We start from the raw sequence: 19,511 nt of genomic DNA, 5'->3' as shown, positions 1-19,511 counted from the left end.
CCTCTTGGACGGAACCTGAGCCGGGGCCACGGTTCGTGCGGCCGGAGGCGCCCCAGCGCCGGAGGCCGCACGAACCGCCGCACGGCGGGCCGTTTCCCGAGAAGCGAACGCGAATCGGGAAACGGCCCGCCGTGCGCAACGGGGGTTCCAGGGGGTCGCCCCCCTGGGCTAACTACGCCCGCTTTTTGAACGCCCTCAGTGACAGCGGTGCGAACACCAGTGAGATGCCCACGCCCCAGGCGAGGGCGATCCAGGCGTGTTCGAGGACGGGGCCGCCGACCAGGAGGCCGCGCATGGACTCGACGAGTTGTGTGACGGGGCTGTTGTCCATGATGAACGCGAGCCAGTCGGGGATGCCGTCGGTGTTCGGGATGAACGCGGTGCTGAGGAAGCTCAGCGGGAAGATCACCACGAATCCGAAGATCTGCACCTTCTCCGGCTCGTTGACCTTCATCGCGATGAAGACGGACGTCCAGGAGAACAGCACGGCGAAGGCCAGCAGCAGGACGAACGCGGTGAGCAGCGCGAACACGTTCGTCTCGACGCGGAACCCGATGGCGAACCCGACGGCGAGCAGGATCGTCATGGACCACGCCTGCTTGGCGGTGTCGGCGATGATCCGTCCGGCGAGCGGGGCGCTGCGCGAGATCGGCAGGCTGCGGAACCGGTCGAAGACGCCCTTGGTGATGTCGGTGTTCAACCCGAAGCCGGTGCTCATCCCGGCGAAGAGGGCGTTCTGGGCGATGATGCCGGGGATGACGACGGGCAGGTACTTGTCGACGCTGCCGGTCATCGCCGGGCCGAACACGTACGCGAACAGCAGCACGAACATGATCGGCTGGATGGAGAGGTCGAGCAGCTCCATCGGGTTGTGCTTGATCTGGACGAGGTTGCGCCAGGCGAGCGTCAGCGTGTTGCGGACGGCGGTGCCCGGCGAGACCCGTTTGGACAGGTTCTCTGGCGCGAACGTCGCGGCGGTCATGCGGACGCCCCTTCCTTGTCGGCGTCGGCGAGTTCGCCTGCCTCGGCGTCGATGTCGTCGGTGTGGTGGCCGGTGAGGGCGAAGAAGACCTCGTCCAGGCTGGACTTGCGCAGGGACAGCTCGCCCACGGTGACGCCCGCGTCGTCGAGGCGGCGGACGACGGCGGGCATGAGCTGCGGGTCGGTGATCGGCGCGCTGACGAGCCCGTCGCGGACCTCGGGGACGGCCTCGGCCAGTTCGCCGACGATCCGCGAGACGGTGTCGAGGTCGGCGGCGCTGACCGGGGTGACCTCCAGCACCTGCCCGCCGACCTGCGCCTTCAGCACGTCGGACGTGCCGTGCGCGATGACCTGCCCGCGGTCGATGACGACGATGTCGTCGGCGAGCTGGTCGGCCTCCTCCAGGTACTGGGTGGTCAGGAGGACGGTGACGCCGTCGTCGGTGAGGCCGCGGACGATGTCCCACAGGCCGTTGCGGCTGCGCGGGTCGAGGCCGGTGGTCGGCTCGTCCAGGAAGAGGAACTGCGGGCGGCCGACCAGGCTCGCCGCGAGGTCGAGGCGGCGGCGCATCCCGCCGGAGTAGGTCTTGGCGGCGCGCTCGGCGGCCTCGGTGAGCTGGAACCGCTCCAGCAGTTCGGCGGCCCGCGCCTTGGACTCCTTCCGCGAGATCCCGAGCAGCCGTCCGATGAGGACGAGGTTCTCGGTGCCGGTGAGCATCTCGTCGACCCCGGCGTACTGCCCGGTCAGCCCGATGAGCTGGCGCACCTTGTGGGCGTCCTTGACCACGTCGAACCCGGCGACTTTGGCGCTGCCGCCGGTCGGCTCGATCAGCGTGGCGAGGATGCGGGTCATCGTGGTCTTCCCGGCGCCGTTCGGCCCGAGCACGCCGAGGACCGTTCCGGCTTCGGCGGTGAGTGAGACGCCGGCCAGCGCCTGGGTCTCACCGAACCGCTTCTCCAGACCTTCGGCCTGGATGGCGTAAGTCATGTGATCTCCTAGGTGGGTCGTTCGCCGGACGTCTCCCCCCCTCCGGGGAGGGAGCCAGTCAAAATATGCGGTGTCCGGGGTGGTGCGCATCCTGTTTTTCCGCCGCCTCGGACGCGGTTCCGTCAGCGGCGTTCAGACGCGCTCCCAACATCGCATGCGCCACTGACAGAACGCTGACATGCCCGCCACGATGCCCCGGGCCGGGCGATTTCGCGCCTGGCGTGAGAACGGGAGGGCGCCTCCGGCGTTCTAGACTCGCGATGTGACGTCGGTGCGGTGCGGCCACGACCTGGGCGACGAGGGCGACGGAGACGGCGGGGACGGCGGGGGAGCGGGCCCGCCGCGGCTGCGGCCGCCCGAGAACCGGGTCTCGCCGCGTGCCGTCGCGCACTGGGCGATCGAGTACCTGCTGCTGTGGGGGCTGGCGTTCGGCCTCGCGCTGGGCGTCGCGACCTGGGTCGGCGACTCCGGGTGGGACGACATGCCGGGCTGGCTGACCGGGCGCGTCGGCTGGCTGCCCTACGTCGTCGGCGCGGCGGGCCTGCTCATGGTGACGGTCGCGCCCGTGTGGCGCTACCGCGTCCACCGGTGGGAGGTCAGCGCGGACGTCGTCTACACCAGGACGGGATGGTTCAGCCGTGAGTGGCTGCTGGTCCCCGTGAGCCGCATCCAGACCGTCGACACCGAGCAGGGCTGGATCGAGCGGATGCTGGGCCTCGCGACCATCGAGGTCAACACCGCCTCGCACACCGGGTCGTCGGAGGTCTCCGGCCTTCCGGTGGACGTGGCGACCCGCCTGGCCGAGGACCTCGCCCACCGCGCCCACGACCTCCGCGACGACGCCACGTGAACCTGCGAGACGGCGACGCCGTTCCGGACCCCGCGCCGAAGCCCGTCCCCGACTCCGCGCCGGAACCAGCCCTCGAACCCGCGCCGGAACCTGTACCGGAGTCCGCGCCGGAATCCGTCCGCGAACCCGGACTCGTCCCTGCGTCCGTCTCCGAACACGCCGGGAGTCCCGCCGGGAGTCCCGCCGGGAGTCCGGTCGGCGTCACGGCGTCCAACGGGCATGGCGACGGCGCCGTGCCCGGCGGCCCGTCCGACGTCGGACACGCGCAGCGGCTGCACCCGTTCACGTTCGTCGTCGGCGCCGTCCGGGAGCTGATCGCGCTGATCGCCGCCGGGGCGACGGGGCTGCTGGTCGGCGGGATGTCCACGGCGTTCCACTTCACGCTCGTCGGCCTCGCGTTCGGGCTCGCCTTCCACGTCGCCGACTGGATGACGTTCACCTACGTCCTGTACGGCGACCGCATCGAGCTGCGCCGGGCGCTCATCGGACGGTCGGTCAAGAGCATCCCGCGCGACCGGATCCGGGGCGTGGACATCAGCGCGTCCCCGCCGCACCGCATCCTCGGCCTGGCGGCCGTCGACATCGACGCGGGCGCGGACGGCGGCGAGGGCACGCTGAACGCGGTGTCCCGGCACGAGGCGGACCGGTTGCGGCGCGTCCTGCTGGCCCGTGACGCGCCCGCGCCGCCGCGCCGCGTCCTGGCCCGGATGCGACGGCGCTGGTACGTGTACGCCCCGCTCAGCGGTGCGTACCTGCTCACGCCGTTCGCGCTGGCCGGGAGCCTGCTCGGGACCCTCTACAACCTCGGCGACGACCTCGGGCTCATCACGCGGGAGCGGGTGGAGGGCGTGGGCCACGATCTGGTCGGCCTGCCCACGGCGCTCGTCGTGGCGCTCGCCATCCTCGTCCTGATCGCCATGCCGGTCATGTCGGTGATCGTCTTCACGCTGTTCAACTGGGACTTCACCGTCCACGAGCGGGACGGGTCGCTCGTCGCCGAGCGCGGCCTGCTCACCCGGCGCAGCGTGTCGCTGGAGCGGCGCAGGCTGCGCGGCGTCGAGCTCGCCGACAACCCGTTCGAGCGCGCGGCCGGGGTGACCCGGCTCGGGGCGCTGATCACCGGCCTCGGGGACGCCGCGCACCGCGGGCGGCTGCTGCCCGCCGCGCCGCGCCCGGTGGCGGAGGCGCTGGCGGCGCGGGTCGTCGGGACCGTCCCCGGCCCGCTGACCAGGCATCCGCCCGCGGCGCGGGGACGCCGCGTGGCGCGGGCGGTGGCGCTTCCGCTGGGCCTCGCCGCGCTGGCCCTGGTCGCCGGGCAGCCGTGGGTCGCGGCCGGGTTCGCCGCGTTCGCCGGGCCCGCCGTCCTGCTCGGGCTCGACCGGTACCGGCAGCTCGGGCACGTCACGGACGGGGAGCGCCTCAGCGTCCGGTCGGGGTCGCTGCGGCGGCGGCAGGTGGTCGTCGAGCACGGCGCCGTCGTCGGCTGGCGGATCCGCCGCACGCTCTTCCAGCGCAGGCTGGGCCTCGCGACGCTGTTCGCGGCGGTCGGCGCGGGCGAGGGCGGCTACTCCGCGGCGGACATGTCCGAGGCGGACGCCGTGTCCCTGGCCGCGGGGATCACCCCGGCGTGGGTGACCCCGTTCCTGGAACCGCCGCCGGACCGCTAGTCGGGACGGCGGGCGCCGAACATGATCTCGTCCCACGACGGGACGGACGCGCGCTTGCCCTTCGCCTTGCGGCGCCGCGCCGGACGCTGTGCGGCGGCCGAGTCGCCGCCGCTCGCCGCCGCCGCGGCGGCGGGCGACCCGGTGGCGGGCTTGTCCTGCGCGGCGGGCATGGCGGGACGCGCGGCGGGCTTCTTCTTCGCGGGCGCCCTGGCAGGCTGCCGCTGCGCCGGACGCTGCGCCGCCGCTGGCTTCTTCTCCGGCGCGGGCTCGTCCTGCTCCGGCTCCGGCGCACGCTCCGGCTCCGCCGCGACGGGCTCGGCCTCCGGCGCCTTCGCGACGGCGGGCCCCGGCTCGGCGACGTCCGCCTCCTCGGGCTCGGCGGCCGCCTCCGGCTCGGGCTCCGGTTCGTCGGCCGGACGCTCCTCGTCGGCTTCGCTCGTCTCGTCCGCTTCGTCGGTCTCGGAGGTCTCCTCCGCGACCGGCTCGGCGGGCTGCTCCGCCTCGTCGGCCTCGGTCGCCTGTTCGGGGGCGTCCGCGCGCTCGTATACGACGGGCTCGGCCGCCTCGTCGGTCTCGGCGGCGGGCTCGTCCTCCGGCGGCGCGACCTCGCGGACCGCCTCGCGGACGGCCTCGGGCGGCGCCGCGGGCTCCTCGGCGACGCGCGGACGGAGCGGCGCGGGCGCGGCGCTCGGGCGGGCGAAGGGCTCGGTCCGCTCGTCCGGCTCCCGGGGCGGGGCGGCCTCGTGCAGCGCGGCGGCCTCGCCGGGCTCGCGCACGGACGGCCGCGGCTCGACCATCCGCCCGCGCTCGGCGACGTACTCGCGGGGCTCGGCGGCGCGGAGCGGCTCGGGCCTGCCGGACGGCGCGGGCCGCGCGGACGGGCCCGCCTGCGCGGGTTCGGCGGGCAACTCCGCCGGGAACTCGGCGGGCAGCCCGCGCGGCGCCGGGTCGCGCTCGCGCCCCCGGTCGAAGTCGCGGTCGAAGTCGCGGTCGAGGTCGTTGGACACGACCTTCATGGCGGGACGGCGCGGCACGAGCGGCGTCACCGTGTCGGACAGGGCCTCGTCGTCCCACTCGACGGCGGTGAGGCGGGCGGCGACCTCGTCCAGCGGGGAGACGTGCCGGCGGCGCGGGTCGAACGTCCACTCGGCGGCGTGCGGGCGGCCGTTGTCGAAGAACGACAGCCGGACGCGCCAGGTGCTGTCCTCGCACTTCCAGGAGTCCCATTCGACCTCTTCGAGGTCGACGCCGCCGCGGCCGAGGCGCTCCTCGACGGTCTCGCCGAGCGGCGGGCCGGGGGCCGACTCGCCGGGGCGGCGCACCGCCACGCGCTGCGCCTGCTGGGCCATGTACTCGCGTTCCTGCAGGACCGGGCCCTCGAACCAGCGGACGCGTTCGACCGGGATGCCGGCCGACTCGGCGATCTCCTCCGCGGTCTCGCCGGACCGGATGCGGGCCTGGATCTCCTTGGGGCGCAAGGGACTCTCCACTTCGATCTCGAACTGGCCGAGGCGGGAGAAGTGCCCACGGACCGCGGCGCGGAGCCGGTCGTCGACGGGCAGGGTGAACCGGGTGCCTCGGCCCGCGGTGGCCAGGACGAGGTACGTACCGTCCTCGCTGACCGCGACGAGGCGCAGCTCCTGCATGCGTGTCCTTCCTGCCCTGTCCTTACGGCACGGAGGACGCCGGTGCGGCGGACCGTGCTCGACGGTCGGCCGCCCGATGCCCACCGAGGGCGCATGCGTGCCCTTCCCCCGGGTTCCCGAGTCTCTCTTTCGGACACACCTGCTGCCAGCACCGTACCCGGCATGTCCGAACATCGCCGCTCTCGAAGCCCCCTTCACGAGGTCGAAGAGGGCACCTGACCAAGCTTGCCGGTGACGAGTACGACGGGGGCCCGTCCCGCTCGATTCTTGTCCATCTTTTTCCTCACCGTGCCTGACCGGCGGGTGCGGCGCCACCGGTTCGGAGTTGCGAGCGTCACGTCCGCGGCAGGAACACCGACTTGTCCCGGTTAGTTTCTTTTCGGGGGTTTTGACATCAACGGACAGGGGTGAGCCGGGGAATGCCGCGCAAGCTGCCGGACCTGAGCACGACGCAGTTGATCGCGAGTGCGGCGGCGACGGGAGTGGCCGCGCTCGGGGCGTCCTACCTGGGCGTCTACGGGACGATCATCGGCGCGGCGCTGATGAGCGTGATCTCGACGGCCGGGTCGGCCGTCGGGAAGCACTACCTCGACCAGGGCCGGGAGCAGCTCAAGGAGCTGTCACACGTCCAGGCGGCGGTCCGGCGGCGGGACGCGGCGGACCACGCCGCCGAGGCCGCCACCAGCGCCGACCCGACGCGCACCGTCGCCTGGCCCCGACACGCCGCCGGTCTCGGCTTCCCGTTCCAAGGCGGCGACCCCAGTGCGACCCGGCGGGGCCCGTCGTTCCAGGGCGGCGGCGACCCCAATGCCACGCGCCTCGACCCGTCGTTCGGCGGCGGTGACCCTAACGCGACCCGGTTCGACCCCATGCTCGGCGGCGGCGACCCCAACGCCACCAGCCTGGACCCGGTGGACGCCGTGGCCGGTTCCCTCGCCGAGGAGGCGGGCGAGGAGGCGGTCCGCGAGGTCGTCCGGCGGTCGGCGCTGCAGAGCACCGTCGAATGGGCCAAGGCGCACTGGGTCAAGCTCGTGGTGTCGTCCGCGGCGGTGTTCGCGATCGTCATCGGCGGAATCACGCTCTACGAGGCGACGACCGGGCAGCCCATCGGCAAGAGCGACAAGGGCCTGACCGTGACCAACGTGCTGGGCGGCAACGGGGGCGGGAAGCAGGACGACACCCCGACGCCGACTCGGACCGACAACACGACGGAGCCGAGCGGTACGCCGACCGGGACCCCGACCGGCGGGGCCCCGTCCACGCAGCAGACGACGCCGGGCGGGCAGCAGCCGACCGGGCCGACCGAGACGCCGACGCAGCAGGAGCCGACCGGCCGTCCGACGACGCCCACGCCGACGGCGCCGAGCACCCCGGCGCCCACCGAGAACCCGCAGGACGGCGGTCAGCCGCCGGGCGGAGCCGAGCAGCAGCGCACCACCCCGGGCGACTAAGGCCCCGCTTGTTTCGACGCCTATTTCGACGCCTATTCGCCGAAGACCTGGTTCGTGTACGGGTTGGCGAAGCGGCGCTCCGGGTCGAGTTCGTCGCGCAGGGCGCGGAAGTCCCCGAATCGCGGATAGACCTTCTCCAGGTACGCGGCATCGCGCGTGTGGAGCTTGCCCCAGTGCGGACGTCCGTTCAGGGACGTCAACAGGTCTTCGACCCCTTTGAAGTAGTCCTCGTGGGGGTCGCGGTGGTAGACGTGCACGGCGATGAACGCGCTCCGCCGTCCATGGGCCATGGACAGCCAGGCGTCCTCCTCGGGGAGCAGCCGCACCTCGATGGGGAAGCTGATCCGCCAGTCCTTCCTGGCGAATAGGGAACGGAGTTCGCGCAGTGCGGGGACGAGCTCCTCGCGCGGGATCGCGTACTCCTGCTCCTTGAACCGGACGGTCCGCGGGCTGGTGAAGACCTTGTACGAGGTGTCGCTGTAGGTACGGGCCCCGAGCGCCTTGGCGGAGATGCCGTTCACGAAGGTCGTCGTAGAGGGCACCCGGTGCGTGAGCCTGTTGACGGCTCCGAACACTTTGTTGGACAGGAACTCGTCGTCCAGCCAGTACTTGACCTTGGACAGCGGCTCCGCCGGGCCCTCGACGCGGTTGTTGCGCTTGGTCAGGCACCCTTCGGTGTGCGGGAACCAGTAGAACTCGAAGTGCTCGTTGGCCGCGTCGAACTCGTCTATGCGCGCGAGCACCTCGTCCCACTTCATGGGCTCCTCCCGTGCGCGCAGGAGGAAGGCCGGGACGGTCTGCCAGGTGATGGCGGTGACGATGCCGAGCGCGCCCACGCCCGCCCGTGCCGCGTCGAACAGGTCCGGTCGTTCCTCACGGGAACAGGTGACGACGCTGCCGTCCGCCAGGACGAGTTCGAGCGCGGCGACCTGGGAGGCCAGGCCCGCGCTGTCGCGTCCCGTGCCGTGGGTGGCGGTCTGGAGGGCTCCGGCGACGGTCTGCTCCTGGATGTCCCCCATGTTGGCCAGCGCGAGACCGTGCTCGTCCAGGACGCGGTTGAACGTGTGCAGCGGAAGACCCGCCTCGACGGTGACGAGTCCCGTCGCCGTATCGACGGACCGCACCGCGGTCAGCGCGTCGGGACGCAGCAGCATGCCGTCCGCGACGGCCGCGCCGGTGAACGAGTGCCCGGAGCCCGTCATGCGGACCGTGAGCCCGTCGTCGGCGGCCGCCCGGACCGCGTCGGCCACCTCGGCGCCGGTGCCCGGCGTCACGACGCGCAGGGGCGCCGCCTGCTGGTTTCCCGCCCAGTTCTGCCAGGCGCGGTCGTTCGCGGGGGACTTCACGGGGGACATGGCGTGACTCTACTCGGCGATTGTTCGCGAGAAAAGTTCACATTTCTGTCCGGTCTGAGGCGATACGATCCGATCCGTCCCTCGGGACCGGACGTCGGTGGGTACCGGTTCGGCCGCCGCCGACCTCATGATCCTCATGATCCCGTTCCGTGAGGGAAAGAAGCGAACGCCGGGTAACCGTCAGTAGCGACTCTCGTTGGGGAATGTTGTGGCTCCTCCTTCAGCACCGCACGGGTCAGCACCGCACGGGTCCATGGGCGACGCCGCCGCCGAGGAGGCCGGTCCCGGCGGGAACGGGACGTCCGCCACGCGCCCGCGCGGCGCGCAGCCGGTGAGGAAGCGCCCCGCCCCGGCCCGGCGCCGGCGCGGCCGGGCCCTGCCGATCACCGTCGCCGCGATCGCGCTCCTCGCCGTCGCCACCGGATCCGGCGGCGTGTTCGCCGCGCTGACCGCCGACGACGCCGAGCCCGCCGCGGCGGGGGACGAGCCGCCGCCGAGCGCGCCGCCGGGCGACCCGGTGAACGTGGTCAGCGGCGGGCAGGTCGCGCCGCTGCGCAGGGTCGTCCCGCCGGACGTGCTGGCCGTCGGCGGCCGGTCGATCACCGCCGCGCGGATCAGGAAGGTCGCGAAGCTCGGCAAGGTCAGGGACGTGGTCGCCGTCGACGGCGGCGCCGTCCAGCTCCAGGGGCGCCAGGTCAACGCGTTCGCGGTCGACCCGTCGTCCTTCCGGTCCTGGACGCCGCCCGGGACGGCCAAGCGCACCGACCTGTGGGAGGCCCTCGCCGCCGACCACTTCGTCGTCTCCCCGGCCGCCGCCGAGCAGCTCAGGCTCAACCGCGGCATGCGCTACCCGGTGGTGGGGCGGACGATGCCGAACCTCACCATGGGCGGCTCCGGCGCCTTCGGCCTGCCCGGCATCGACATGCTCGTCAGCCGGACGTCCGGCGGCAGGATGGGGCTCGTCCCGAACATCGCGCTCCTCGTCAACGCGCCGGGAGTGAGCCCGGCGAAGGTCGTCCAGGCGGTCACGAAGGCGCTCGGACCGGGCGCGAACGTCGTGAACCTGCACGAGCGGCGGTTCCAGACGCCCGGCGAGAGCGGTCGCCCCGGCGGCTACCTCGACCTCTACAAGCAGGCCGCGCGGACGTGCCCCGGCCTGTCCTGGACGGTCCTCGCCGCGATCGGCCAGGTCGAGAGCGACCACGGGCGCAACGCGGGCCCCTCCAGCGCGGGCGCGCTCGGCCCGATGCAGTTCATGCCCGCCACCTGGCGGACCTACGGCGTCGACGGCGACCATGACGGCAAGGCCGACATCATGAACCCCTACGACGCCGTCCCCGCCGCCGCGAAGTACCTGTGCGCGAGCGGCGGGGGACGGGGCGGGCAGCAGCTCTACAGGGCGGTGTGGCAGTACAACCACGCCGACTGGTACGTCCAGAAGGTCCTCAACCTGGCCAAGGCGTACCAGGCCCGGTTCGACTGACCCGGCCCGCGAGCCGACCCGCGACCCGGCCCGCACGGGGCACGCGCGAGGGCCTGGTTGGATGGAGACATGACGTCGTCGTACGACGCGTTGCTCCTGCTCTCCTTCGGCGGCCCCGAAGGACCGGACGACGTGATCCCCTTCCTGGAGAACGTGACCCGCGGCCGCAACATCCCCCGCGAACGGCTGGAGGCGGTAGGCGAGCACTACTACCTGTTCGGCGGGGTCAGCCCCATCAACCAGCTCTGCCGCGACCTCAAGGGCGCCATCGAGGCCGACTTCGCCTCCCACGGCCTGGACCTCCCCGTCTACTGGGGGAACCGGAACTGGACGCCCTATCTGGCCGACACCGTCCGGCAGATGAAGGCGGACGGCGTCCGGCGCGCGGCGGCGTTCGTCACGTCCGCCTACAGCGGCTACTCGACGAACGACCAGTACCTCGCCGACATCGCCCGCGCACGCGAGGAGGTCGAGGACGCGCCGGTCATCGACAAGCTCCCCGTCTACTGCGACCGGCCCGGCTTCATCGACCCGTTCGTGGACGCCGCCGAGGACGCCCTGAGCAGCCTCCCGGCGGACGCGCGCCTGATCTTCACCGCGCACAGCGTCCCGCTCTCCCAGCCCAACCGCGAGCTGTACGTGGACGAGCTGGAGGCCGCCTCCCGGACGGTCGCCGAGAAGGCGGCCCCCGGCACGCCCTGGGACCTCGTCTACCAGAGCCGCAGCGGGCCGCCGACGCAGCCGTGGCTCGAACCGCAGATCACCGACCACCTGGAGAAGCTGCACGGCGAGGGCGTCCGCGCGGTCGCGGTCGTGCCGATCGGGTTCGTCTCCGACCACATGGAGGTCAAGTACGACCTCGACGTGGAGGCCGCCGGACGCGCGGAGGAACTCGGCATCGCGTTCGCCCGCGCCGCCACCCCCGGCGCCGACCCCCGCTTCGCCGCCCTGCCCCGCCAACTCCTCCTGGACGAGACGCGATGAGCCTGCCCGAGGAACTGCTGAAACTGGCCGTCGAGACCGCCCGGGAGGCCGGGCGGATGCTGGTCGACAAGCGTCCGGCGGACGGTCCGGACGTCGTGCAGACCAAGTCGTCCCCGACCGACGTCGTCACCCAGATGGACCGTGCCGCCGAGCAGCTCATCGTCGAGCGGATCCGCGCGGCCCGTCCCGACGACGCCTTCCTCGGCGAGGAGGGCGGGACCCAGGCGGGCGGCAGCGGCGTCCGCTGGGTGATCGACCCGATCGACGGCACCGTCAACTACCTCTACGACCTGCCCGACTGGGCAGTCAGCATCGCCGCCGAGGTGGACGGCACGGCCGTCGCCGGGGCCGTGGAGATGCCGCGCCGCGGCGAGTCCTACACGGCCGTGCGCGGCGGGGGAGCGCTGCTGCACACCGCGTCCGGCTCGCGTGAACTTCACGTGAATTCCGACGTCCCGCTCGACCGCGCCCTGGTCGCCACGGGCTTCGGATACTCGGCGGAACGGCGCGCCGGGCAGGCCCGCGTCCTCACCGGGGTGCTGCCGAACGTCCGCGACATCCGCCGGGGCGGCTCCTGCTGCGTCGACCTGTGCTCGCTCGCCGCCGGACGGGTCGACGCCTACTACGAGCGGGGCGTCCAGGCGTGGGACGTCGCGGCCGGGGGGCTGATCGTCCAGGAGGCGGGCGGACGGGTCGGGGGCCTGCACGGCGCGCCCGCGGGACCGGAGCTGACCATCGCCGCGGGGCCGGGCACGTTCGAGGCCCTGCACGCGCTCCTCGCGCCGCTGGACCCGCTCACCGACTGATCCCCCCGCTACGACGACGGGGAGCCCGGGACCGGCGGCGGTCCCGGGCTCCCCGTCTCGGTTCGCGTGTCCTCAGTCGCAGCGGGGTGGCTCAACGCCGATGTCGTTGTTCGCTGCGATCCGGCGCAGGTCGTTGATCTCCTCCTGGCGGATGTCCGCCAGGTAGGTGTCTCCCTCTGCGTGGGCGCTCCGCAGCGACGCGTACGCGTCGTCTAGCCGCTGCTGGATCATGCGTGACAACTCGCCCATTGGCCTCCTCCCGGATCGTGCCCATGCGTACCCAGACCTAGGCTGGAGGTAAACCTGTACGCCGATGCAATTTTCGCGGATTGTTGCGTCCGGCGGATCACGGCCGGTCGGGCGATCGCGTGAACAGGTGCTTACGGGCTTCTTACGGCCCGCGTGGGATATCTGGAACCCGGGGCGTCCCGCGCCCCGGACATGGAGGGGGAGCCGTGCGTGTTCTAGTCGTCGAGGACGAGCGGGTGCTCGCCGACGCCATCGCCACCGGCCTGCGCAGGGAGACGCTGGCCGTGGACGTGGCCTACGACGGCGCGGGCGCGCTGGAGCGGGCGGGCGTCAACGAGTACGACGTCATCGTCCTCGACCGCGACCTCCCGAAGGTGCACGGCGACGACGTCTGCAAGCAGCTCGTCGCGCAGCGCTACCCGGCGCGGATCATCATGCTGACCGCGGCGGGCGAGCTCGGCGACCGGGTCGAGGGCCTGTCCATCGGCGCCGACGACTACCTCGCCAAGCCGTTCGCGTTCGCCGAGCTGATCGCGCGGGTGCGGGCGCTCGGGCGGCGCGCCGCCGCGCCGCTGCCGCCCGTCCTGGAGCGTGCCGGGATCAGCCTCGACCCGGCCCGCCGCGAGGTCGCCAGGGACGGCCGCCCGGTCGAGCTGACCCGCAAGGAGTTCGCCGTCCTGGAGGTCCTGCTCAGCGCGGACGGTGCCGTCGTCAGCTCCGAGCAGCTCCTGGAGAAGGCGTGGGACGAGCACATCGACCCGTTCACGAACGTGGTCCGCGTGACGATGATGACGCTGCGCAAGAAGCTCGGCGAACCTCCGGTGATCGAGACCGTCCCGGGAGTGGGATACCGACTGTGACCGCCGATCACGCACCCCGAACCGGCTCCGAGGAGCCCCGTCCGGACGCCCTGCCCGGCGCGACCGCCGCGTCCGCCCTGCCCGGCGCCGGCGGGACGTACCACGAGGACGCCACGGCCCAGGGCGGACGGCGCGGCGGGCGGTGGCGCCGCCCCGGCCCGCAGCAGGTCCCGGAGCCGCCCCCGGCGCCGAAGGGCATGTGGCGCGGCGAGAACGCCGGGTCGTTCGCCGAGCTGAAGGCGCTGCCCGGCCGGATGAGCGTCCGGCTGCGCCTCACCCTCCTGTACGGGCTGCTGTTCTTCCTGGCCGGGGCCCTGCTGCTGTTCGTCATGTCGGTGCTGATGGCCGACATCCTCGGCAACGTGAAGGTGCTCGGCTACGGCATCACCACCGACGAGCAGGCCGCCGCGCTGCAGCGCCAGTTCGTCGACCAGACGATGAAGCAGCTCGTCGGACGGTCCCTGCTCGCGCTCGGCGGCGTCGGGATCATCACGCTGGTGCTCGGCTGGTTCGTCGCCGACCGGGCGCTCAGCCCGCTGCAGCGGGTCACCACCACGGCCCGCCGCCTGTCGGAGAGCACCCTGCACGAGCGCATCGCGCTGGAGGGCCCGGACGACGAGATCAAGGAGCTGGCCGACACGTTCGACGCGATGCTGGAGCGGCTCGGGCACGCGTTCGACTCGCAGCGCCGGTTCGTCGCGAACGCCTCGCACGAGCTGCGCACCCCGCTCGCGATCAACCGGACGCTGCTGGAGGTCGCGCTCGGCGACCCCGACGTGTCCGACGACCTGCGCGCCGTCGGCCGGACGCTGCTCGCGACCAACGCCCGGCACGAGCGCCTCATCGAGGGCCTGCTGCTGCTCGCCCGCAGCGAGCGGGAGCTGACCACCCGCACCCCCGTCGACCTCGCGGAGGTCGCGGCGACGGTGCTGGAGCACTCGGCGCGCCGCGACCACGACAACGACGTGTCCGTCCACCCGGAGCTGACGCCCGGAAAGGCGCTCGGCGACCCGGTGCTGCTGGAGCACCTCGTGTCCAACCTCGTCGAGAACGCGGTCAAGCACAACGAGGAGGCGGGCGGCGAGCTGTGGATCCGCACCGGCCTGCTGGACGGCTACGCCACCGTGCAGGTCGAGAACACCGGGCCCGCCGTCCCCGCCTACGAGGTGGAGCGGCTGTTCGAGCCGTTCCGGCGGCTGAACGCCGACCGGGTCGAGTCGTCCAAGGGTGCCGGGCTCGGGCTGTCGATCGTGCGGTCGGTGGTCCTGGCGCACCGCGGCGCGGTGTACGCGGCGCCGCGTCCCGGCGGCGGGCTGATCGTCACGGTCCGGCTGCCGTCCGGCTGAGCCCTCGGGGGGGCCGCGCTACTTGAGCCTGGCGGCCACGAGGACCGGGTCGCCGTCGTAGTCGAGGCTCAGGTCCGTGAACTTCGTCTTGCGGGCGAGCGCCGCCCGGCGGCTGGACGTCAGCGGGATGAGCGCCAGGTCGTCCAGCGCGATCTTCTCGGCCTCCTTGTAGAGGGACGTGCGGGTCTCGGCGGAGGTGCTGCGCAGCGCCCTGGACACCAGCTCGTCGAACCTCGCGTTACGCCAGCCGTTGTAGTTGGCGTACCCGTTGCTCTCGGTGGCGGCGGCCGTGCTCCCGAGCAGGGGCCACAGGACCGTGTACGGGGTGGGGTAGTCGGGCCCCCACGAGGACAGCGCGAGGCCGGAGGCGTCCTTCCCCGCGAGGGTCTTGCGGAGGTCGACGAACTCGGTGGGACGGAGCTCGACCTGCCAGCCGAGCGCGGACCTGAGCTGCTGGGACACCAGCTCGGCGATGGGCCGGTAGGTCTGGACGTTCGGGTGGTAGAGCCGGATCTTCGTGCCGGGCCCGAGCTTCGCCCGCGCCGCCAGCTCCTTGGCCTTCGCCACGTCGGGCGTGTCGCAGGACGGGCAGGGACCGGGCCGTCCGAAGCCGCCGGGGACCGCCGCCGGGACGATGCCGTGCGCCGCCTCGTAGAACCCCGGCGTCCCCGCGGCGACCCTCGTCCGGTCCAGCGCGTAGGACACCGCGAGCCGCGCGTCCCGGCTCTGCAGCGGGCCGCGCCGGGTCAGCGGGACGACCATCCGCGTGAACGGCGTCGGACGGGTCACCGCGTCCGAGCCGAGGGCCTGCGCGGGCCCCGAACCGGACCCGAGCATGGCCAGGTCGACCTCACCCCCGGTGAACGCGGCGCGCCCGACCGCCGCGTCGGAGGTGAGCCGGATGTTCACCTTGTCGAGCCTGGTCTTGCCGAACGCCCACTTGTCGTTGCGGACGAGCACGGCGCTGCGGTTCTCGGTGAAGCTCTCCAGCTTGAACGGCCCGTTCCCGACCGGCCGCGTGTTGTAGGTCGAGTTCTTCGCGTCGCCCGAGGCCTTGGGGACGGGCGCGAACACGGGGTTGGCGAGCCGCGTCGGGAACTCGCAGTTGGGGGAGGTCAGCCTGACGCTGAGGTCTGCCGGGCCCGCGACCTTGACGCCGGACAGCTCGCCCGGCGACCCGGTGGACGCCCCCTGGAACCCGTCGATGTCGTTCATCAGGTACGACGCGGGTCCCTCGGTGACGGCGGCGGCGCGCGCCCAGCCGCGGGCGAACGCCTCCGCGTCGACCGGCTCGCCGTCGCTGAACGTCGTCCCCTGCCGGACGATGATCCGCCAGGTCTGGCAGGACGCGTCCGGCGTGATCGTGGTGGCGAGCCGGTTCTGCGCCACGCCCTCCCCGTCCAGCGCGGTCAGTCCGGTGAACAGCTGCTTGGCGAGGAACTGCTGGGTGCTGCCGACGGCGTGCCCCGGGTCGAGCAGTCCGTCGGTGGTCGTGTCGTCGGACAGCATCTCCAGCGTGCCGCCGACCCGCACGGCGCTCGTGGTGGTCTTGTCGTGGTCGCGGTTCGCGATCAGGACGCCGACCGCCGTCCCGGCGAGGATCAGCGCGACCAGCGCGGCGCCGCTCACGCCCGCGAGCACGCCGATCCCGCGCTTGCGGCCGCCGGGCGGCCGCGGGCCGGCGCCCACCGGCCCGGCGGACGGCCAGGTCGTGAACCCCTGCCCGTCCGGCGGCGGGGGAGGCGGCGGCCACGTCGCGCCGGGCAGTTGGGGCGGTCCCAGCGGGCCGTTGGCCGGGGGCGGCGCCGTGGCGCGCAGCCGGGCCGACTCGGTCGCCGCCGTGGCCGCGCCCTGGGTGAGCATCACCGCGGCCTCGCCGCCGCCCGTGTCGCGCGGCGCGCCCGGCTGCGGCAGGCTCCCCGCCAGGTCGAGCAGGTGCGCCAGGACGCGCTGCGACGCGGGCCGCAGCGCCGGGTCCTTGCTGAGGCAGTCCGCGACGATCTGGCGCAGCGGCTCGTGCAGGTCGCCGAGGTCGGGCGCCAGGTTGAGGATGCGGTGCATGACCGCCGGGATGGAGTCCTGCCCGAAGGCGGCCCGCCCGTTCGCCGCGTACGCCATCGTCGCGCCCCAGGCGAACACGTCCGCCGCCGGGCCGACCCGGGCCCCCGAGATCTGCTCGGGGGCCATGTACGCGGGCGTCCCCACGGCCGTGCTGGACATCGTGCCGGTGGCGTCCAGCGCCCGCGCGATGCCGAAGTCGATCACTCGCGGGCCGTCCGGCGCGAGCAGCACGTTCGCGGGCTTGAAGTCGCGGTGGACCACGCCCGCCTGGTGGATGGCGGCGAGCGCGGTCATCGTCCCGATCGCGAGCCGGTCCAGCGCGGCGCCGCGCCGCGGGCCCTCCGCCGCCAGCACCTCCGACAGCGACGGGCCGTCGATGTACTCGGAGACGATGTACGGCCGGTCGCCCTCGACGTCGGAGTCGAGGACGCGGGCCGTGCAGAACGCCGAGACCCGCTTCGCCACCGCCACCTCGGCCGCGAACCGCGACCTGGCCTTCGGGTCGCCGCTGAACCGCGCGTGCAGCAGCTTCACGGCGACCCGGTGGCCGGGCTCGTCCTCGCCGAGGTAGACGGTGCCCTGACCGCCCTCCCCGAGCAGCCCGGCCAGCCGGTAGGCGCCCAGCCGGGACGGATCACCCGCGCGGAGCGGGGCGACCTCCTTGGTCACCCCGACTCCGCCGGCGTCGCCCGGACTCGGCCGCGCTCGGGCCGGGCCATCACTTGGAGACGGTTCCGTAGGCGGAGGCCGTCGGCTCGGTCCGGTTCTGCCGCCACTCCCACCTCAGGGTGCTCCCGCCCGAGGACGGGATGAACGTGATGTACCCGGAGGCGCACTCCTTCGGGTCCATCCCCGCCATCGGGGTCTCCTGGTACTCGACCTTCTCGCTGCTCTGGTCGCCGGACAGCAGCGACAGCCGCGTGTAGCAGTTGTCCTGCGAACCGGACGGGTAGGTGTAGCGCGCCGTGCCGCTCGTGTACAGCAGCGCGAACCGGACCTGGAAGGTCGTGTGGCCCGAGCCCGCGGCGGGCTGGTTGCCGTCGCCGTCGAACACGCCGAGCAGCCCGCCGGACGTCACCCGCGACGACGGCGTCTCGCTCGGCGTGTACGTGCTGGGCGGCAGGTACGTGGGGGTCGGGTCGGGGTCGTCGTTGTTCGCCGCGACCACCGCGATCGCCACGATCGCGATGATCACGATCAGCGCGAGCGCGCCGCAGCCGATCGCGATGATCGGCCCGGCCGAGCTGGACTGCTTCGGCGGCGCGAACCCCGGCCCCGGCGGGACGGGGTGCCGCATCGGCGGGCCCGGCGACGTGGGCGGCGGAGGCGGCATCCCCCCGCCCTGGTACATCGGCATGGGCGGCGGGGTGATCGGCTGCGGCGGCGGCGTGTGTGGCCCCTGCATGCCCCCATGTATCCCGCCCTGCGGGCCGCCCGGCATACCGCCCTGCATCCCGCCCTGCGGAATCCCGGCCTGGTGCATCGGCATCGGCGGCGGCGTGATCTGGTGCTGCGGCTGGGGCGGCTGGGGCCGCGGCGCGGGCGGCACCGGGGGCGGCGGCGCGAGCTGCGACGCGATCCGGGTGCCCTGGTTCAGCAGGTCCTCCTGGTCGCCCTGGCCCGCCGGCGCGGCGCCGACGTGCCCGAGCAGGTTCAGCAGGAGCTGCGGCGCGGGCGGACGCAGCCCGGCGTCCTTGGACAGGCAGCGTCCGATCAGGTCGCGCACCGGCCCGGCGGGCAGCGCGGACAGGTCCGGCTCCTCGTTCAGGATCCGGTTGATGATGACGGGCAGCGTGTCGGCCTCGAACGGCGACTGGCCGGTCGCGGCGAACACCATCGTCGCGCCCCAGGCGAAGATGTCGACGGCCGGGGTGAGCGGCGCGCCGGTGAGCTGCTCGGGCGCCAGGTAGCCGGGCGTGCCGACGACCATGCCGGTCGCGGTGACCGCGCTCTCCTGCGAGTTGACCGTCCGCGCGATGCCGAAGTCGACGACGCGCGGGCCGTCCGCGGCCAGCATGACGTTGTTCGGCTTGAAGTCGCGGTGCACGATCCCGGCCTCGTGGATCGCGGCGAGCGCGGTGACCGTCCCGATCGCGAGCCGTTCGAGCTCGGCGGCGCTGCGCGGACCGTCGTGCGCGACCACGTCGTGCAGCGAGGGACCGTCGATGAACTCGCTGACGACGTACGGCTGGTCGCCGTGCACGTCGGCCTCGATCACGCGGGCGGTGCAGAAGGGCTCCACCTTCTGCGCGGCGCTCACCTCGCGCGTGAACCGGGCCCGCGCCGCGGGATCGTTCGCCATCTGCGCGTGCAGCAGCTTGACCGCGACGTACTCGCCTCCCGGCGCCCGGCCGAGGAAGACCGCGCCCTGCCCCCCGGCGCCGAGCCGTCCGACGACTTCGTACTGTCCCAGTGCCCTAGGATCGCCTGGCTCCAGCGGAGCGGCATCCGGCATCTGACCCTCCAGTGACCCGCAGTGATGTCCCGCGATAGTGTGCGCCGGACCCCGCAGCGGGGCCTTCGGCCGGTGAATGCCGGACGGACCCCGCAGGGGACCCGCCCCCAACCTCAGGCGGGCACGATATCGCGTTAGTTCAGACGTTTCACCGAAGTGTGCGGTTCGACGGACGAGCAGGTCGATCGCGCCGATCCGCCACGCCGGGGAGGTCGGCGCGCGGAACGCCGCCGGGACCGATATGATCCCGGCCGCCGCGGGATCCCCGGCGGGCGCCCCGGTCCCGGACCAGACCGTGGCCAACGCCGGGCGTGTGACGGAAGACACATC

General features: G+C 73.3%; 15 protein-coding genes. 8 read left to right on the top strand and 7 right to left on the bottom strand.

The genetic code is table 11. The annotated features are described in order from the left end of the window. Nucleotides 1-172 precede the first annotated feature (172 nt). Nucleotides 173-982, bottom strand: a complete 810-nt coding sequence (locus FXF65_RS38490) for an ABC transporter permease (RefSeq protein ID WP_148355251.1) — start codon at nucleotides 980-982, stop codon at nucleotides 173-175. Continuing rightward, the gene (locus FXF65_RS38485) at nucleotides 979-1,968 is read right to left on the bottom strand and encodes an ATP-binding cassette domain-containing protein (protein WP_148355249.1); all 990 of its coding nucleotides are present in this window, start codon (nucleotides 1,966-1,968) and stop codon (nucleotides 979-981) included. The genes FXF65_RS38490 and FXF65_RS38485 overlap by 4 nt, the downstream gene beginning before the upstream one ends. A 262-nt stretch (nucleotides 1,969-2,230) precedes the next feature. Here FXF65_RS38485 and FXF65_RS38480 point away from each other — a divergent pair, with 262 nt between their 5' ends. Together FXF65_RS38480 and FXF65_RS38475 are read left to right on the top strand one after the other, a co-directional pair. After that, nucleotides 2,231-2,818, top strand: coding sequence for a PH domain-containing protein (locus tag FXF65_RS38480; RefSeq protein WP_378232812.1), 588 nt, complete (start codon nucleotides 2,231-2,233; stop codon nucleotides 2,816-2,818). Further along, the gene (locus FXF65_RS38475) at nucleotides 2,815-4,485 is read left to right on the top strand and encodes a PH domain-containing protein (protein WP_246199380.1); all 1,671 of its coding nucleotides are present in this window, start codon (nucleotides 2,815-2,817) and stop codon (nucleotides 4,483-4,485) included. Before FXF65_RS38480 ends, FXF65_RS38475 begins: the two co-directional genes overlap by 4 nt. On the opposite strand, the gene sepH is transcribed toward FXF65_RS38475, so the two are convergent. After that, a complete protein-coding gene (gene sepH, locus FXF65_RS38470; protein ID WP_148355248.1) occupies nucleotides 4,482-6,131 on the bottom strand; it encodes a septation protein SepH in 1,650 nt (549 codons plus the stop codon). The genes FXF65_RS38475 and sepH overlap by 4 nt on opposite strands. A gap of 419 nt (nucleotides 6,132-6,550) precedes the next feature. On the opposite strand from sepH, the gene FXF65_RS38465 reads away from it, so the two are divergent. Then, a complete protein-coding gene (locus FXF65_RS38465) occupies nucleotides 6,551-7,582 on the top strand; it encodes a hypothetical protein (protein ID WP_148355246.1) in 1,032 nt (343 codons plus the stop codon). Nucleotides 7,583-7,614: 32 nt separating this feature from the next. Here FXF65_RS38465 and FXF65_RS38460 read toward each other — a convergent pair whose 3' ends face one another. Next, a complete protein-coding gene (locus FXF65_RS38460) occupies nucleotides 7,615-8,937 on the bottom strand; it encodes a D-arabinono-1,4-lactone oxidase (protein ID WP_148355244.1) in 1,323 nt (440 codons plus the stop codon). 253 nt (nucleotides 8,938-9,190) lie between these two features. On the opposite strand from FXF65_RS38460, the gene FXF65_RS38455 reads away from it, so the two are divergent. The 3 genes from FXF65_RS38455 (at nucleotide 9,191) to FXF65_RS38445 (ending at nucleotide 12,210) form a co-directional block, all read left to right on the top strand. Further along, nucleotides 9,191-10,420: a lytic transglycosylase domain-containing protein gene (locus tag FXF65_RS38455; RefSeq protein ID WP_148355242.1), complete on the top strand. Its 1,230-nt coding sequence runs from the start codon at nucleotides 9,191-9,193 to the stop codon at nucleotides 10,418-10,420. Nucleotides 10,421-10,489: 69 nt separating this feature from the next. After that, nucleotides 10,490-11,404 carry a ferrochelatase gene (locus FXF65_RS38450; protein ID WP_148355240.1) on the top strand — a complete coding sequence of 305 codons (915 nt, stop codon included), beginning with the start codon at nucleotides 10,490-10,492 and terminating at the stop codon, nucleotides 11,402-11,404. Continuing rightward, complete coding sequence (locus tag FXF65_RS38445) at nucleotides 11,401-12,210, top strand: inositol monophosphatase family protein (RefSeq protein WP_148355238.1); 810 nt, start codon at nucleotides 11,401-11,403, stop codon at nucleotides 12,208-12,210. Before FXF65_RS38450 ends, FXF65_RS38445 begins: the two co-directional genes overlap by 4 nt. A 72-nt stretch (nucleotides 12,211-12,282) precedes the next feature. Here the strand turns inward: FXF65_RS38445 and FXF65_RS44240 are convergent, their stop codons facing one another. Then, entirely contained in the window at nucleotides 12,283-12,459 is a 177-nt protein-coding gene (locus FXF65_RS44240) for a hypothetical protein (protein WP_165964506.1), read from the bottom strand. A gap of 206 nt (nucleotides 12,460-12,665) precedes the next feature. Here FXF65_RS44240 and FXF65_RS38440 point away from each other — a divergent pair, with 206 nt between their 5' ends. Together FXF65_RS38440 and FXF65_RS38435 are read left to right on the top strand one after the other, a co-directional pair. Further along, nucleotides 12,666-13,319 (top strand): response regulator transcription factor, encoded by a 654-nt coding sequence (locus FXF65_RS38440; RefSeq protein ID WP_067893068.1) that lies wholly within the window; start codon nucleotides 12,666-12,668, stop codon nucleotides 13,317-13,319. Then, nucleotides 13,316-14,665, top strand: a complete 1,350-nt coding sequence (locus tag FXF65_RS38435) for a sensor histidine kinase (RefSeq protein WP_246199379.1) — start codon at nucleotides 13,316-13,318, stop codon at nucleotides 14,663-14,665. The genes FXF65_RS38440 and FXF65_RS38435 overlap by 4 nt, the downstream gene beginning before the upstream one ends. Nucleotides 14,666-14,683: 18 nt before the next feature. Here the strand turns inward: FXF65_RS38435 and FXF65_RS38430 are convergent, their stop codons facing one another. Continuing rightward, nucleotides 14,684-17,395 (bottom strand): ABC transporter substrate-binding protein, encoded by a 2,712-nt coding sequence (locus tag FXF65_RS38430; RefSeq protein ID WP_148355236.1) that lies wholly within the window; start codon nucleotides 17,393-17,395, stop codon nucleotides 14,684-14,686. Between the two features lie 49 nt (nucleotides 17,396-17,444). Beyond that, the gene (locus FXF65_RS38425; RefSeq protein ID WP_148355234.1) at nucleotides 17,445-19,181 is read right to left on the bottom strand and encodes a serine/threonine-protein kinase; all 1,737 of its coding nucleotides are present in this window, start codon (nucleotides 19,179-19,181) and stop codon (nucleotides 17,445-17,447) included. Between the last annotated feature and the right edge of the window lie 330 nt (nucleotides 19,182-19,511).

Source organism: Actinomadura syzygii, assembly GCF_008085905.1.
In the GTDB taxonomy this organism is placed as follows: domain Bacteria; phylum Actinomycetota; class Actinomycetes; order Streptosporangiales; family Streptosporangiaceae; genus Spirillospora; species Spirillospora syzygii.
This window is presented reverse-complemented; position numbering and strand designations above follow the sequence as displayed.